Annotated in this window: 12 protein-coding genes; 6 read left to right on the plus strand and 6 right to left on the minus strand. The window is 40.5% G+C overall.

Annotated features, from left to right (window positions below; genetic code table 11):
• The first annotated feature begins 262 nt into the window (after nucleotides 1-262).
• Nucleotides 263-757, plus strand: a complete 495-nt coding sequence (locus tag HHO47_RS12665; protein ID WP_169020620.1) for a hypothetical protein — start codon at nucleotides 263-265, stop codon at nucleotides 755-757.
• Here the strand turns inward: HHO47_RS12665 and HHO47_RS12670 are convergent.
• Nucleotides 754-1,959, minus strand: a complete 1,206-nt coding sequence (locus tag HHO47_RS12670; RefSeq protein WP_169020621.1) for an anhydro-N-acetylmuramic acid kinase — start codon at nucleotides 1,957-1,959, stop codon at nucleotides 754-756. The genes HHO47_RS12665 and HHO47_RS12670 overlap by 4 nt on opposite strands.
• Nucleotides 1,960-2,160: 201 nt before the next feature.
• On the opposite strand from HHO47_RS12670, the gene HHO47_RS12675 reads away from it, so the two are divergent.
• Together HHO47_RS12675 and HHO47_RS12680 are read left to right on the plus strand one after the other, a co-directional pair.
• Nucleotides 2,161-4,905 carry a TonB-dependent receptor domain-containing protein gene (locus HHO47_RS12675; RefSeq protein WP_169020622.1) on the plus strand — a complete coding sequence of 915 codons (2,745 nt, stop codon included), beginning with the start codon at nucleotides 2,161-2,163 and terminating at the stop codon, nucleotides 4,903-4,905.
• A 275-nt stretch (nucleotides 4,906-5,180) separates the two neighbouring features.
• Nucleotides 5,181-5,798: a glutathione S-transferase family protein gene (locus HHO47_RS12680; protein ID WP_169020623.1), complete on the plus strand. Its 618-nt coding sequence runs from the start codon at nucleotides 5,181-5,183 to the stop codon at nucleotides 5,796-5,798.
• 153 nt (nucleotides 5,799-5,951) lie between these two features.
• Here HHO47_RS12680 and HHO47_RS12685 read toward each other — a convergent pair whose 3' ends face one another.
• Nucleotides 5,952-6,620: a response regulator gene (locus HHO47_RS12685; protein ID WP_169020624.1), complete on the minus strand. Its 669-nt coding sequence runs from the start codon at nucleotides 6,618-6,620 to the stop codon at nucleotides 5,952-5,954.
• On the minus strand, nucleotides 6,613-7,938 hold the full coding sequence (locus tag HHO47_RS12690) for a DUF4118 domain-containing protein (protein ID WP_169020625.1): 1,326 nt from the start codon (nucleotides 7,936-7,938) through the stop codon (nucleotides 6,613-6,615). Before HHO47_RS12690 ends, HHO47_RS12685 begins: the two co-directional genes overlap by 8 nt.
• Before the next feature lie 304 nt (nucleotides 7,939-8,242).
• Here HHO47_RS12690 and HHO47_RS12695 point away from each other — a divergent pair, with 304 nt between their 5' ends.
• Complete coding sequence (locus HHO47_RS12695) at nucleotides 8,243-8,896, plus strand: potassium channel family protein (RefSeq protein ID WP_169020626.1); 654 nt, start codon at nucleotides 8,243-8,245, stop codon at nucleotides 8,894-8,896.
• Between the two features lie 2 nt (nucleotides 8,897-8,898).
• Complete coding sequence (locus HHO47_RS12700; RefSeq protein ID WP_169020627.1) at nucleotides 8,899-10,263, plus strand: TrkH family potassium uptake protein; 1,365 nt, start codon at nucleotides 8,899-8,901, stop codon at nucleotides 10,261-10,263.
• A gap of 99 nt (nucleotides 10,264-10,362) precedes the next feature.
• Here HHO47_RS12700 and HHO47_RS12705 read toward each other — a convergent pair whose 3' ends face one another.
• Both HHO47_RS12705 and HHO47_RS12710 read right to left on the minus strand, forming a co-directional pair.
• Nucleotides 10,363-10,689, minus strand: a complete 327-nt coding sequence (locus tag HHO47_RS12705; protein WP_169020628.1) for a YkgJ family cysteine cluster protein — start codon at nucleotides 10,687-10,689, stop codon at nucleotides 10,363-10,365.
• A gap of 47 nt (nucleotides 10,690-10,736) precedes the next feature.
• Nucleotides 10,737-12,686: a RecQ family ATP-dependent DNA helicase gene (locus HHO47_RS12710; RefSeq protein ID WP_169020629.1), complete on the minus strand. Its 1,950-nt coding sequence runs from the start codon at nucleotides 12,684-12,686 to the stop codon at nucleotides 10,737-10,739.
• Between the two features lie 263 nt (nucleotides 12,687-12,949).
• Between HHO47_RS12710 and HHO47_RS12715 the strand changes: the two genes are divergently transcribed.
• Nucleotides 12,950-14,254 (plus strand): NAD(P)/FAD-dependent oxidoreductase, encoded by a 1,305-nt coding sequence (locus HHO47_RS12715; protein WP_169020630.1) that lies wholly within the window; start codon nucleotides 12,950-12,952, stop codon nucleotides 14,252-14,254.
• Between the two features lie 309 nt (nucleotides 14,255-14,563).
• Here the strand turns inward: HHO47_RS12715 and HHO47_RS12720 are convergent, their stop codons facing one another.
• A complete protein-coding gene (locus HHO47_RS12720; protein ID WP_169020631.1) occupies nucleotides 14,564-15,538 on the minus strand; it encodes a transposase in 975 nt (324 codons plus the stop codon).
• Between the last annotated feature and the right edge of the window lie 37 nt (nucleotides 15,539-15,575).

Here is a 15,575-nt window from a genome sequence, read left to right on the forward strand (position 1 = left end):
AGCATTATATATTTACCAGACAAAATTCCTATCGTTGCCAATTTGGAAGCGCGCAATCAAACCATCATTGATTGTTTGGGTAAACAGTATCAGAAAATTTATTCTTAAAGTGGGTGCGGAAGATCGGTTGTAATGGTTTGCATTGCTTTAGCACGCCAAGTTAAAAATGATGAAAATACGTTCAACTAGTCATAAATCTGCAATTAAACTATAGGATAATTTCTATTCGATTTAATTAACTTAGAAAAGACGACTGACTTTAATGACCACTCCTTTAGTGCGCTTGAACTTTGCACTGCAATCATTTGAAGATCCGCTCTCAGCTGCCATGGCACATACTATGGAGTACGATACGCTGCATCTAAATGCAAACGCACAGCATGAAATTACACTGCTTTGTGTATTACCTGAAGATGCACATGAAGGCGACATTATCTCATTAAGTGCAACACATATTGCAGCGCGTGATGCGCGTTACTTTATACAATACACACTGCGTCAAATCGATATAGAAACAGGTACGGTTGCGCTGACACTTGAAGAAATAACTATCAGCGATGAAAGCAACGAATATGTGCTGCAATTAATGCTGCATGGTTTACATGCTACCCTCAAAGACAGTGCTGAATTTGATGCCGCAATCAAGCAGTATGGCGCAGGTTACCTACCACAATACGAGCCAGATCTGGCGTCTAAAAGTCATTCACTGCGCCAATATATGACAAGTTTTAGTAGTTCATTTTTATCATTATTTTAATCCGCAAAGCTGACTTTACCCATAGTAATGATGGGAATGCCCTGCGCTTGATTACCAAAACGTTGCTGGCCACCTGCTAAACATTCGTTCGCTAAAATCGCAAACAATACTGCTTCTTTCGCATCTGGGTCGATACCTAGAGCATGGGTATTTTTAATCTCATGTAACTGTGGACACAAAGATAAAATATGCTTCATCAGCAGTGGGTTATGTATTCCCCCACCACTAGCATAAACTGTAACATCGGCTAATTTTTCACTGCATTGATTAATAGCCTGTGCAATCATCATCGCCGAAAATCGATTTAGTGTTGCCATCACATCCTCGTGACTTAGCTGGAGGGTGTTAGTTATCGTTTGTGCTTGGTGTAAATAAGCCAAATTGAAAACTTCAGGGCCTGTCGTCTTGGGAAAGTCTAAATAAAAAAATTCATCTTGGCATAACTCATCCAACAGCGGCTGATTTATCTGGCCTTGGTTGGCAATTAAACTATCTTTATCATACTGAAGCGGCGCAAAATGACGCTGTACATAAGCGTCCATAATGGTATTACCTGGGCCAATATCAGAGCTAAATACAGCGCTCGCATCAGCAGATTGTGGTAAAAAAGTCAGGTTAGCAATACCACCCATATTCAGTAATATGCGATTTTCAGTTAGGCTACTAAAAAATAAATAGTCGCCATATACCGCAAGTGGTGCGCCTTCGCCACCCGCTGCAATGTGCTTTTGTCTAAAATCCCCTATCGTGGTAATACCTGTGGTAACCGCTAAATGGTCGCTATCACCTATTTGTAACGTACCATGATTAAAATCAGTTTGCTTATGCTGGTTTTTTGGACAATGGTAGATCGTTTGCCCGTGACTCGCTATTACATCAATCTCAGCCGCATCCACTCCCCATTTAGCTAGACATTGTAAAACCATTTTGCCATGTAATTGCCCCACCCAAGGGTGAAGTAAAGTAACTAACTCCAAATCACATTTACGCTTGGAAAATACTGTTTTTATTTTCTGTTTATAGTCACCATCATAATCAACGGTGTGAAAGGCTAACACATCAATTTGAGTGTCCATGCCATGACCTGAGACTTTACACAATGCTACATCTAACCCATCTAATGAAGTCCCACTCATCAGACCAATTATTAATCTTTGTTGTTTCTTAGCACTGTTATACAGTTGTAATATATGCTGATGCATTATTTTTACCCTTAAAAATCAAAACACTCACAAATGTACATTCATTTTAAACTAAAGAATACTTTATACCTTAACCTTGAATATTGAAAGAATAATTATTGCAAATACGTTAGGAATGTTTTAAAACTTATTAACACACAGAGTGTACCGACAACGATAAAACTCATAATAGCAAAAAATACATAACCACGGGAACAGACTATGAAACACCGCAAACCTAACTCAATGCGCCCACTCCACCTGCTATCGCCAATTGCACTGACAGTTATTGCCACTACTAGCCCTGCTTTATTGGCCGCTGAACAGCAACAAGTGCAGCAAAAAAAGCCTGAAGTAATTACGGTTACTGGCTCGCGTATTCAGCGCACGGAATTAGTTTCAAGCAGCCCGGTAGTAAGTGTGGATGAAGCACAAATACACCTAGATCGCGCGGTTAATGTAGAAGATATTACCGCAAAGTTACCACAAGCCGCAGCGGGAGCTAATAGTACAGGTGCAACGGTAGGTGACTCATTTGGCTCATCGACTATTGATTTACGTGGTCTTGGTCAAAACCGAACTTTGGTATTAATTGACGGTACGCGCGCTGTGCCATTTAGTTTTCGTAACTCAGTTGACGTCAATACAATTCCTGCCGGTTTGATCAAACGTGTTGATGTTTTAACTGGCGGTGCGGCTGCAGTTTATGGTGCTGATGCCGTTGCAGGCGTGGTTAACTTTGTACTTGATGATGACTTTACCGGCGCCGAGTTTTCAAGTAGTTATGAAACAGCTGATGGTGGCAATGAAAAACTTAATTTTGAAGCCATTTTTGGTGGCGATATAGCTGATGGTAGTGGCCATATTACTGGCTATCTTGGTTATTCTGAACGTAAAGAGTTACTTGCTGGTGAACGTGATTATGCCTTAGAAAACGGCGCTACTATGATTAATAGCGGCGGTTATTATACCGATGTTGCCAGCGGCAACAGTTTAGCGATAAATGATGCAGGGCAAGTCGTGAGCGACCGTCAAACCAGTGACTTTACCGGCGACCGTTATTTAACTCAGCCAATGGATAGAATTTCTGCTGGGTTATTATTTGATGTGGATGCCAGCGACAGCGCAATCATTTACGGCCGCGCTATGTATTCAAAAGTAACCGTTAATGGCTCCGGCGCTAGCGGCCAAACACCTATTTTTGTTAATGAGCAAGTGACCCTCACGCAAGATAACCAATATATTCCTGATGAACTACGCCAGCAACTCACGTTTGATGCTGATGGCAATGCGCTAGTCAACGTTGAACGTAATTTAGGCCTTGGCGTTCAGTATACTGAAGCCGTGCGCGATTCATTGCAATTTCAACTGGGTTTAAAAGGCGATATTAACGATTACTTACGTTACGACATTTATGGTCAATACGGTCAAACTGACGAAGTCGCTGCAATTTACAACAATGGCTATAAAAATGATAGCAGTGGCAATAGTCGCTTTGGCAATATTGCTAATAGCAGCGATATTTTTGATCCTAACTTAAATTTAAATGAATTTAGCGACCCACTGTTATATACCACCCGTGAACGTACTCAAAGTGTATTTGCTGCAACTCTCTCTGGCGATTCTAGTGCCTTATTTGAATTACCTGCCGGTTATGTCGATTTTGCAATTGGTTATGAGTACCGCAAAGAAACCGGCAAACAAACACCAGGAGATGCATTTAGAAATGGCACTAGCTTTGCCTCAGTTAGCGCATTTGATATGGATGCCAGCTTTGACAGTCGCGAGTTTTATGCAGAGCTATTAGTACCAATTCTAATTGATATGCCATTTGCAAAAGAACTTAGCTTTGAAGGTGCTTACCGCATTTCTGATTACTCAAACACTGAAGCCGAAGACACCTATAAACTCGGCATTAACTGGGCAATTAATGATGATATTCGTATTCGTGCGAATAAGCTCACTGCATTTAGAGCACCAAACTTGGGGGAATTCGCAAGTCCGATCACAGGGTTATCATTAGCTTTATTTGACCAAACTAGTGACCAATTTGTACCACGCTTTGCTGGTCGCTTTAATGGCGACCCATGCTTGCTAGGTACGGGGGATGCAGCGCAATGTGCCGCTTTTGGCGCACCGCCAGTAGGCACTGAGTATGACTCAACAACAGCCAAATATACTTATGGCGGTAATCCGAACATCAAGCCGGAACAAGCAGGATCAGATACTTTAGGTGTAGTTTATACCCCTAGTTACATTGAGGGCTTTGACCTATCAGTTGATTACTACAGCATTCATGTAACCGATGCAGTAAGTCAAATTCAACCTGCTGCAGCATTACAAAGCTGTTATATCGACGATCCAAATCCGAATAACCCATTGTGTGGCGCAGTACTTCGCGATCCTAATACAGGCTTTATTAGCACCGCGATCGTAAATGACTTTAACCTTGCTGCGATTAAACAAGCTGGTATCGATTTAGCAGCCAACTATGTATTTGATGCACCAATGGCTTTAGGCGGTCGCTTTAGGCTCTCATATCAAGGTAACATTGTAACAAAACAAACTCGCCAAAATAATAGCACCGTAGCCGAAATTGATTGTAAAGGCACTTACGGTAGCGCGTGTTCAGGCGATTTTGCGAGTATCTTACAAGCCGATTATAAACACCGCGCCACCTTTGATTGGCAGCTAGATACCATGAACTTCCAATTAGGCTGGCGCAGAATCGGTGCAGTAGACTACGCTGTAGATAGAGCAGAAACAATTTCAGCACAAGACTACATGGACTTTGCCACATCGTGGCAAGCAACCGACACTCTCGCGGTTAACTTTGGCATCGATAACCTATTTGACAAAGCACCACCAACACCTGACATTGGTGCAAACCATTTTAATACCGTCAGTGATTACAGCGTGATTGGCCGTACAGTGGGCGTTGCAGTACGTTACTCACCGAGTTTTTAGTTAACTCCCAATTGCTCATAGCAACACAGGATTAAACCCTTAAAGCGCACCCTGCCCGGTGCGCTTTTTATATTAGACTTATGATGAAATCAAAACATTTGCGATATCATTAGGCTGATCCATGATTTAATTATGAAAATGTGAGCGTAAATGTGTTTTACACCGTATTACCTTTAGTTAATGTCACTGAGCGACTATATAGTCCAGATCGCATGAGTACGCTATGGGTCAAATGATCTCTAAACAAATTCATATATAAGGCTTTGAGGATAACCATGATCAGATTACATCATTTAAATAAATCACGCTCTAAACGTATTATTTGGCTACTTGAAGAGCTAGATGTTGACTACGAAATTGTTGCTTATCAACGCAACAGCGAAACATTTTTAGCTCCTGATGAGCTTAAAGCGATTCATCCACTAGGCAAATCCCCGGTGATTGAAGACAACGGTCAAATTATTGCTGAGTCAGGTGCGATCACCGACTATTTAATTACTCAATACGGTAATGGCAAGTTTGCGCCAAGCCGAGGCAGCAAAGACTATATTGATTATCAGCAATGGCTACATTTTGCTGAAAGCTCCGCAATTTTACCGCTATTATTAAAAATGTTTGTGCAAAAAGATGGCGTTAAAACGCAATTTTTAGAAGGTTATGCCGATGCAGAAACCGCCAAAGTTATTAATTACTTTAATGACCGCTTAGAAGGTAAGCGTTACTTAGTGGGTGACTCTCTAACTGGTGCTGATTTTATGATGTCATTTATTGTTGAAATTGTTAAAAATGCAGGCCAACTAGCACATTTTAAAAATCTCGTTAAATACGATGAGCAATTACAAACTCACGAGAAATTTCATTCCGCTAATGAGTTAGAGGCAAAGTACGACTAAATTAGTTTAATAGGTAATTTAATTAACCTGAGCCTCCGTTGCCGGTGCGGGCGTAGAGGAAATTGCCAGTATGTCTAAAGAAACCAGTTTATCTTTAAAAAACAATATATTAGTTATTTTAAAGTAGATTAAGATGTAAAGCCCCTTTACATCTTAATCTACTAATCTATATCCTACCGCAGGCTCAGTAAGTAAATACTTTGGGCTTGCGGGATTTGCCTCTAATTTTTGCCTTAGCTGCGCCACATGCACACGCACATATTCAGGACGATTTATATATTGCTCTCCCCATATATGGCTTAATATTGCATTATGAGTTAGTACTTTATCTTTATTTTGAAATAATAACAGTAAGATTGCATATTCCTTTTTAGTCAGCTTAATCTCATTATCACCAACACGTACAATATGCTTATTTGGGTCGATATAGATGTCACCACATTGCAACGCAAAACTGACTTGATTATTAGTACGCAGTAACACCCGAATACGCGCTAATAGTTCATTGGCGCTAAAAGGTTTTGTAAGGAAGTCATTGGCACCATTATCAAGCGCTGTAACCTTTTCAATTTCACCATCACGCGCTGATAGCACTAATACCGGTAACTGACTCCATTGCCTAAACTCAAGCAGCCAGTCTTGGCCATCCATATCCAAAAGCCCTAAATCTAACAATACAAGGTCATAACTTTGCTCACTCAAAAGTGCAAAACCATCCAGCCCTTTATCACAAATGCTCAGCTCATAGCCACTGGCTTGCAGCAAAGTTTTTAAAAAACTTTGCAACGGCGGAGAATCTTCAAGTATTAAGATCTTAGTCATTATTTTTTATCCAGATTAATTTTGCCAGAGCCATTTCTGTATCGTTATCTATCGTCAGTGAAAATGTGCCTTGATGAAACTTAGCAACCACATCACAAATTACACTGCCAAGCCCTACACCTTCATCAGCACTTGCTTGTGGCTTGCTAATTAATTTATTGCTCAATAGTAATTGATAATTCACCGCTGACTCGTAACGGTTTTGGGTAAATTCAACAACCACCTCACCATCACCGTAACGCCATGCATTTTCGAGCATATTTGCCAGTGCTATTTCTAATAGGGTCACATCGCCTTGGCAGCTCGAATTGGCATCAATATTTGTTGTTACCACTAAATGCGCTAATTGCTGTTGCCTACGCGCTTTTGCTTCGCTTAGCAAAGCTTGTAAGTTAATTGTTTGCCAGCACAGATTTTCGCCCATTTTATTTACTCGGCTTAGCTCCATCACCTTGTCAAAATGCTGATTAAGAATTTTACTTTGTTCATAAATATTACCGGCCTGCTCTTTTATTATCGCTTCACTGAGTGTGATCTCATCATCAGCCAACATGCTTGAGGCGCCCATAATCGTTGCCAGTGGCGTGCGCAAGTCATGGGATAAACTGCGTAATAATGCATTTTTAGCGCGCTCAAGTTCAGCTTGAACTGACATAGCCGCCGACTGCTGCCTCAGTAAAGTTTTCTCATGTACCTGATACAACAATGAAATTGCGGTATTTACGAAGCTCCTTTGTCCTTCTGACAGTAACGCTGTAAAAGCAAACCCACCCAAGTTTTGTTCTTTGTCACTCAATAGCATAAATTCGCCAGCAGATTGCTGATGTGATTGTTGAAACTGGCAAGTAATGGTCAAATGTTCGCTAATAAGTTGCTGAAAATACTGCTTTTGCTCATCCAGTGTGTCTAAACTATTTAATCCTTTAGCTAGCTCATAAAGTAGCCGACTATTGCTCGCGTGTAATTGCACATCTCGCACCTTCGTGTTTAATTCGCCTGCTAACTGGCTGATCATTAATCCCACAATGAGCATCACTATAAAGGTGACTAGATACTCAATATTTTCAATATGAAAAGTAAAATACGGAGTAACAAAAAACCAATCTGTACACGCTACACTGACCAAGGTGGTAATGGCTGCAACCCATCGATTGCTGCGTACAGCAACCCATGCGACCCATAACAGCTGTAACATCACAATGTCGGTGGTCGAAAACCAATCTCGTAGCGGATAAATCACCATAACCACAATGTTTGGCATTATCACCGCCAAAAAAAATGCTTTGTATTTGCTAGGTTTGCCCTGCACTTGGTTCATTAACGATTCCTCTGACAATTAATTACATAGGTTACTGCCTTTTCAATATTGCCTCTATAAAGTTTTTATAAAGTTTTTTATCTCATTTATAAAACCTTTATAAAGCTTTGCAGTGCAAAGCTGACTTTACTATTGGATCCCGTATATTCAACTCAACTTTAGTGATTGCGGGCTGCCTGCTATAGGTATTTGATAAGGCGTATTGATGATATTCTCGGTCGCTATGATAGTGGGTCGGTTAGAATATTTCACTGTTTTTGCACTTGTTACTCATAGCTTTTTGAAAAAATAACGAAGGAATAATATGGCACATTTTACAGTTATTGGTTTAGGCCGTTTTGGCATTGCAGCAAGTCTTGAGTTGATCCATTTAGGGCACACTGTGACTGGCGTTGATAGTAACCCAAAACTCGCCGAAAAATATGTTGAGCACTTATCAGAGACAGTGGTATGCGATTCAACGGATGAAGCGGCGTTAAAAGAGCTCGATTTAGCAAATAGTGAAGCAGTCTTAGTTGCGATTGGTGAAGATATGCAGTCCAGCATACTGTGTACCTTAGCACTAAAAAATCTAGGGGTTAAACAAATATGGGTTAAAGCCAGCACCAAAGCGCATCATACGATTATTTCAAAGTTGGGTGTCACACGTATTATTCACCCAGAAGAAGAAATGGGAGTACGCGTTGCACAAGCGCTTAACTACCCAATAGTGAATGATTATATTTCCTTGGGTAATGGTTTATACGTGGTAGAAGTGAGTATCAAAGCGCATTTACATCAAACACAATTAGGCCATTTACTAAAAGAAATAAAAGCGTTAATTGATCCGCTACTGGTTAAACGAGGCAAACAAACATTTGTAAAATTAACGGATGACTTTGAGCTGCTCGAATACGACACGCTGCTGTTATCTGGTAACCGTGTACAATTAAATTATCTTGCGCCAAGGCTGTTATAACCATGGTTTTATGGCATCCACTAAAAACCGCTATCGAACGCAGCCCTAGCGGCAATAAAAAAATCAATGCTGCGCCGCCGCTTATTTTATGTTGCAGCTTTTTGATATTGATCGCACTGGGGGCTTTAGCATTAAAGCTGCCTTTTGCCACTAATGAACCTATTTCGTGGATACAAAGTGCCTTTACTGCAACATCGGCGGTAACCGTCACCGGATTAGTTGTGGTAGATACAGGCTCCGCATTTACGCCTTTTGGCCAAGGGGTGATCGCGCTATTAATTCAACTTGGTGGTTTGGGTTTGATGACATTTGCAGTGGTAACCTTGCTAGCACTGGGTAACAAAGTTGGCTTTATTCAAAAAACAGTGACTAAAGCCGCTTTTAATCAAACAGATACATCAACACTTTTGAGTACGGCAAAATCAGTGCTGCTTTTTGCCATCATTGTAGAGTCACTCGGTGTTGTTATTTTAACTCTGTACTGGCTCCCAGAGCTGGGCTTACAAACTGGCTTTTTTCAGGCACTATTTTATACCATTAGTGCATTTAATAATGCGGGATTTGCGCTTAGCCCTGATAGCCTGATGCAGTATGTTGACGATCCCGTGATCAATTTCACTATTACTGGTTTGTTTATTATCGGTGGCCTAGGTTTTACAGTACTCATGGATGTGTATAAAGCAAAACGTTGGGCAGCCCTTAGTACCTATAGTAAGTTGATGCTGCTCAGCACGGCTATCATTAATATTGTCGCGCTGGTGCTGATTTACGTTATTGAATATGACAATCCAAAAACACTGCAACCCTTGTCAGAAGCTGGTAAATGGCTAGCTGCTTGGTTTCAAGCCGTAACACCGCGTACAGCGGGTTTTAATACCATTGCTATAGAAGAACTAAGAAATGCCAGTAGCGCATTAATAATGATGCTAATGTTTATTGGTGGCGGCTCTTTAAGTACTGCCAGCGGTATTAAAGTGGTTACTTTTGTGGTGTTGATTTTAGCCACTTACAGCTACTTACGCCGCGATAAAGGCGTTACTGTGTTACGCCGAGAAATCGACAAAGAAGCTGTTTATAAAGCACTGGCTTTAACCCTTGTTTCAGCGGGTATAACATGGCTGGCTATTTTTACGTTACTAATTGTTGAAGATGCGCCTTTTTTAGATGTCGCCTTTGAGGCTGTGTCTGCACTTGGCACTGTAGGGTTGTCGCGGGGTTTAACTGCTTCTCTTTCGCCACTAGGCGAATTTATCATTATGTTTTTAATGTTTATGGGAAGAATTGGCCCCTTAACCATTGCCTACTTTTTAGCGAGTCCTCGCTGTAGGAAACTAAGGTATCCAAGCGCACCATTATCGATTGGCTAATCAACCTGAGCTCGGGATCAGTTATTGTTAGCCCGAGCTCGCATATTTTACTAGGCGATTATTTTACTAGACGATAATAACAACTGCATCAGTTAAAAACTAAATGCCCGCCAATTCACGCTCAGTTATACACTCCCCTGACGCCATTTCAAATTCGCGGCAAACCAGTGGGCGGTTTTCATAAATAGAGCACATTAAGGTGTTTCGATCGAGCGCTTGGCACCAACCATCATCGGCGCGTTTCATAACCTCGCTCCCCCATTTATCATATTCAATATAATGAAACGGCACACCAGTATCAGTCACTATGCGCACTTCCAACTGACAACAACATGCTTGGCAGTTAGCACAGGTAACCGGCTCCGGTGCGTTAGTAACTGTTTCAATAGGAATTATATTGTCTATGGGGATAACGGTTTGAGGCATAGCAGCTTACTAAAATAATGTTAGCCGCTTAGCATACACGAGCAAAACTAACGCGCCAGTAGTTTCGCTTTTATTTCATTATAGCGTTGCTGTTCGCACAAACCAAAGCCACTGAGTTGGCGTACTTTATTGCGGGCAAATAACGGCATACTCATTCCCGCTAAAAAACGGCATTGGGTTTCAATACCTATATTATGTATACCTTTATTGACTAGGTGACTAAGTAACTCATCAACCTTTTGATAAATTACAGCATCGTCAACAAAACGATGCTCTAATGAATACTCAAGTGTTACAGCTTGGTCTCTACATACTGAGCAATGCCCGCATTGCTGTGGCGCTTGATGGTCGTCAAAATAACGAGCTAGGTTATAGCTTAAACAGCTTTTCAGCTCAAAAAAGCGAATAAGTGCGGCAATACGTTTGATCTCTGCTTGCTCTTTATCAACAAAATAACTGTGTAATTGCTGAGTCAGATCAGGGTTATTGATCACCTCATTATGTACTTGATAGACTTGGGTAATCCGTTTGGTTTCCAGCGCAATTAAATTCTTCTCAGCTAAATAATCAAGCGCTGCAACAACGCGTTTTCTATCAACTTGAGCTGCTTGAGTTAGAGTATCAAAATTAAGTGTACCCCAGATTTTTTTAAACTGGGTATGGCTAAATATTAACTGTAAAAATGCTTGGCGTGCCGTATCAAAATGGCTAAGTAAAGCGGCTTTATCAACCAAAAATTTATATTTAAAATCAGCGTAGTATGCATAAAGTGGGGTGATCGCGCCTTGCATTTCTAGTTGTACTAACAAGGTTTTAAGCGCTAATTGGCGAATATTACTATCACTTGAAAGGCTGTATTCTTGCATTTCCCATTGTTGATTGTCTTTTTGATGGTCACTTAGATGCTGACGAATATCGTTGATCACATGTTCGATGCCACTAAGCTCTGGGGTATCGCCATAAACAAAGTTTTCAACCGTGTTTAAGCCATCTAAATTAGCTAAGGTAAAGCACTGCGATGGTTGTCCATCTCGCCCCGCACGACCAATTTCTTGGCTATAGTTTTCAATCGACTTTGGTAAATCGTAATGAATTACAAAACGGATATCTGATTTGTCCACCCCCATACCAAACGCAATCGTGGCCACCACAACATTAATTTTACCCGCTATAAAATCATCTTGGATACCATAACGCAGGGTATCTTCAAGCCCAGCATGATAAGCCACAGCGTGTAAGCCTTGGCGGCTAAGCGCTTCAGCGACTTGCTCTGCACTATGTTGTAAGGTCACATAAATAATCCCTGGGCCCGTTTGCTCGCGCACAATATTAGCCAATGTATTTGCTTTATCAGCGCTTTTCACGCTGAGTATCGATAAGTCTAAATTAGCTCGATAAAACCCAGTTTGTACAATACACTCAGGCGCAATTGCAAAACGTTCACTCATATCACGCTTTACTTTTTTAGTGGCGGTGGCCGTTAATAATAATACCAAGGGAATATTGAGCTCATCACGATAGCGCGGTAACTTTAAATAATCAGGCCTAAAGTTATGGCCCCATTCAGAAATACAGTGTGCTTCATCAACCACCAGCATTGAAATAGCCACTTGATTAATAAATTCGCGAAATCGCTCGTTTTTAAAGCGCTCTACCGACACCATTAAAATTTTCACTTTACCGGCACGCACATCGCTCATTACTGTATGACTTTGCTCTGTGGTTTGACTCGAATCAAGGCTAGCGGCATAAATTCCTTTATTATTTAAAAAACCAATTTGGTCCTTCATCAGCGCAAGTAATGGCGAAACAACCAGCGTTAGATTAGGTAAATGTAATGCGGTTAACTGATAACACAATGACTTACCAGATCCAGTAGGAAAAATTGCCAATGATGATTGGTTATTTAGCAGTTGTTCTATGGTTTGCTGCTGACCTTGGCGAAATTGACTAAAACCAAAGTGTTGCTCAAGTGAAGAAACTATCGATCCGCTCATAATATTTCCCTTCATTTATATTCCCTAATAAAGGAAATCATAGTTTGAAAATGCAATGTTTGCCATGGTAACTTTTTTTTGCTTTATTTTCTTGGCTTATCTATTTGTTCCCATTAATTTTACTGACAAGTCGTGGGAAAAGGCGCATTATAAATGCGTTGCTTGAAAAGGTATTTTGAATATTTTTGTTCAGCTCAATACCTAAGTGTTCTATACGTTTTATCATAAGAGCATTTAGGTATAATTCTTTTGAGGGCAATGAAATGATAACCACACATCCTAAAATCGTGATCATCGGTGGCGGTGCCGGTGGCTTAGAGCTGGCAACGCAATTAGGGCATAAACTAGGCAAGAAAAAACAAGCAGATATTCTATTAATTGATAAAAATCGCACCCATATTTGGAAACCTTTACTGCACGAAGTGGCAACGGGTTCTATTGATGCCAATTTAGATGGCGTAGTTTACTCAGCCCATGCCGCGAAACACCATTACAACTTTCAACTGGGGACTTTCTGCGACCTCGATAACACCAATAAAACCATCACACTCAGTGCCTTTAATGACGAACTTGGCCATCAAATTTTACCACAGCGTACCGTTCATTATGACTACTTGGTGATTGCCATCGGCAGCGTCAGTAACGACTTCAATACACCCGGAATTAAAGACCATTGCTTTTATCTTGATTCAAACCAACAAGCAGAACGCTTTCAACACGCGCTACTTGATAACTTTACTCGGTTACACCAAGACGACGACCCACAACATACGCTAAATATTGCTATTGTTGGTGGTGGTGCTACAGGCGTTGAACTCTCAGCTGAGCTGTATCATGTTTCTGACTTATTAAAACTTTATGGTTTGACAAATATGTCAGCAAAGCGTTTACACATTCACTTAATCGAAGCAGGCCCACGTATTTTGCCCGCTTTACCAGAGCGTATAGCAAACTCAGCGAAAAGAGAACTACTAAAGCTTGGTGTTAAAGTTCGAGAAAACACCCAAGTAAAGCAGGCAACAAATCAGGGGTTCATCACTAAAGATGATGAACAGATCAATGCTGACATTATGGTATGGGCAGCGGGTGTAAAAGCCCCTGATTTTATTAAAGAGCTCGGGATTTTTGAACTAACTCGTAATAACCAAATCATGGTGAACGACTATTTGCAAAGTAATAACGATGACACCATTTTTGTATTAGGCGACTGTTGCGCGTTTACTCAAAAAGATGGCAAGTTAGTACCACCTCGTGCACAATCAGCTCACCAGATGGCACAATGTGTTGAAAAAAACTTAATTGCGACACTGCGCCAACAGCCATTAACTGGCTTTGAATACAGTGATCATGGTTCACTTGTCAATTTGTCACGCTACAGTACCGTGGGGAGCTTAATGGGAAATCTCACCAGTAACAGCTTTTTTATTGAAGGCAAGATAGCCCGCTTTATGTATATCTCACTGTATCGCATGCACCAACGCGCTATCCACGGCAGCGCCAAAACCTTTGCATTATGGATCAGCGAAAAAGTACTTAGGGTCGTTAGACCAAAAATGAAACTGCACTAACCAACTGACAAGAGTAAGTGGAGCCGACGCTTCACTTACATACGTAGATCTAATTAAATAAAGATCTAATTGACACCCATCTAGAAATTATTTATAAACTTGACACCCATTCAAAATATAAACTTGACACCCATTCAAAATAAAAATGAAATTACAAACATCCTGATTGGGGCAATCAACCAAACAATTAAAACCTGTAGTTATTTTCAAAAAAGACTTTTATTAAAATGACAGGTAAATATTAGACGTTTGCATTTTTAGGTATCAGAAAAACCTGAATTAATAAGTTATGTATTATTGGCTACTTTATCACGCTAGTAATTTTTCACAATTCGTTAGATTCGTTCGTCGCTTAAAGTGCTGATGTTCACAAAACAGGTTTAACGACTCCGGTCTTCCAACAGCGCCGTGAAAAATGGTGGTAAATTTGCTGGTAACTTTCAACCAGTTTTCGGGGGTTATTTGCAACCTTTCAAGCAAAGGGGTTAGATCGGCGGCTATAAAACCTATTTTATCAGGACGAATATAGCGCCCAGTCACATCAACAAGAGAAAGGTAGGAAGTTAGCTCAAAAGGTAAACCTTTCACCATATGCTGTGTTGTCATCCCTGAAAAACGTTGTAATGATTTGGGCTGTTTCCCTGCTGTGGCCGAAATAATACGCTTTTTAACACTCGTGAAATCTGAATTTTCCGGTGTGTCAGCAATACCTGCACGAACTGGGTTTAAATCAACATACGCCATACATGCTAATAATGCGGCTTCATCAAGTAAAGCTTGGGATTTGAACCGTCCCTCCCAAAATCGCCCCTTACAGTCATCTTCTTTATTTGCTTTTCGCGCTATATATTCATTCAAAGAGCGCATGAACCAGCTAATATCCATTAACCTTGAACGATATTGCGCAATACTATCTGTAACTATTTTCATCTCAAAAGACGCTAGCTTTTCACCTTTAGCAAAACGTCGTGTTAATTCAGAACCTTTAAAAACTTTATGCCAGCGAATTGCAACCGCTCTATCATTTACTCTTTCCGCCTTTTTACTATCTACATACACTATAATATGAGTATGATTACTCATTACTGCATAAGCGCACACATCTATAAAAAAGAGTGATGCCAAACTCATTAGCTTATCTTCAACCCATTTTCTACGGTGTTCATAACATTGACCCGTATATTCATCCACACCACACAAATAGGCACGTCTTACACATCGTGATATACAATGATAGTAGTGAGTGTCCATTAAACTGATTTGTCGATTTCTTGCAGTAGCCATAAATACCTCAGATATCACGTTCCTTATAGAATACTAG

Origin of the sequence: Pseudoalteromonas arctica, assembly GCF_012927645.1 — a bacterium.
Classification (GTDB): domain Bacteria; phylum Pseudomonadota; class Gammaproteobacteria; order Enterobacterales; family Alteromonadaceae; genus Pseudoalteromonas; species Pseudoalteromonas arctica_A.

Coding starts and splice junctions, on each gene's coding strand:
- HHO47_RS12665 (WP_169020620.1), top strand. CDS start 263: ATGACCACTCCTTTAGTGCGCTTGAACTTTGCACTGCAATCATTTGAA.
- HHO47_RS12670 (WP_169020621.1), bottom strand. CDS start 1,959: ATGCATCAGCATATATTACAACTGTATAACAGTGCTAAGAAACAACAA.
- HHO47_RS12675 (WP_169020622.1), top strand. CDS start 2,161: ATGAAACACCGCAAACCTAACTCAATGCGCCCACTCCACCTGCTATCG.
- HHO47_RS12680 (WP_169020623.1), top strand. CDS start 5,181: ATGATCAGATTACATCATTTAAATAAATCACGCTCTAAACGTATTATT.
- HHO47_RS12685 (WP_169020624.1), bottom strand. CDS start 6,620: ATGACTAAGATCTTAATACTTGAAGATTCTCCGCCGTTGCAAAGTTTT.
- HHO47_RS12690 (WP_169020625.1), bottom strand. CDS start 7,938: ATGAACCAAGTGCAGGGCAAACCTAGCAAATACAAAGCATTTTTTTTG.
- HHO47_RS12695 (WP_169020626.1), top strand. CDS start 8,243: ATGGCACATTTTACAGTTATTGGTTTAGGCCGTTTTGGCATTGCAGCA.
- HHO47_RS12700 (WP_169020627.1), top strand. CDS start 8,899: ATGGTTTTATGGCATCCACTAAAAACCGCTATCGAACGCAGCCCTAGC.
- HHO47_RS12705 (WP_169020628.1), bottom strand. CDS start 10,689: ATGCCTCAAACCGTTATCCCCATAGACAATATAATTCCTATTGAAACA.
- HHO47_RS12710 (WP_169020629.1), bottom strand. CDS start 12,686: ATGAGCGGATCGATAGTTTCTTCACTTGAGCAACACTTTGGTTTTAGT.
- HHO47_RS12715 (WP_169020630.1), top strand. CDS start 12,950: ATGATAACCACACATCCTAAAATCGTGATCATCGGTGGCGGTGCCGGT.
- HHO47_RS12720 (WP_169020631.1), bottom strand. CDS start 15,538: ATGGCTACTGCAAGAAATCGACAAATCAGTTTAATGGACACTCACTAC.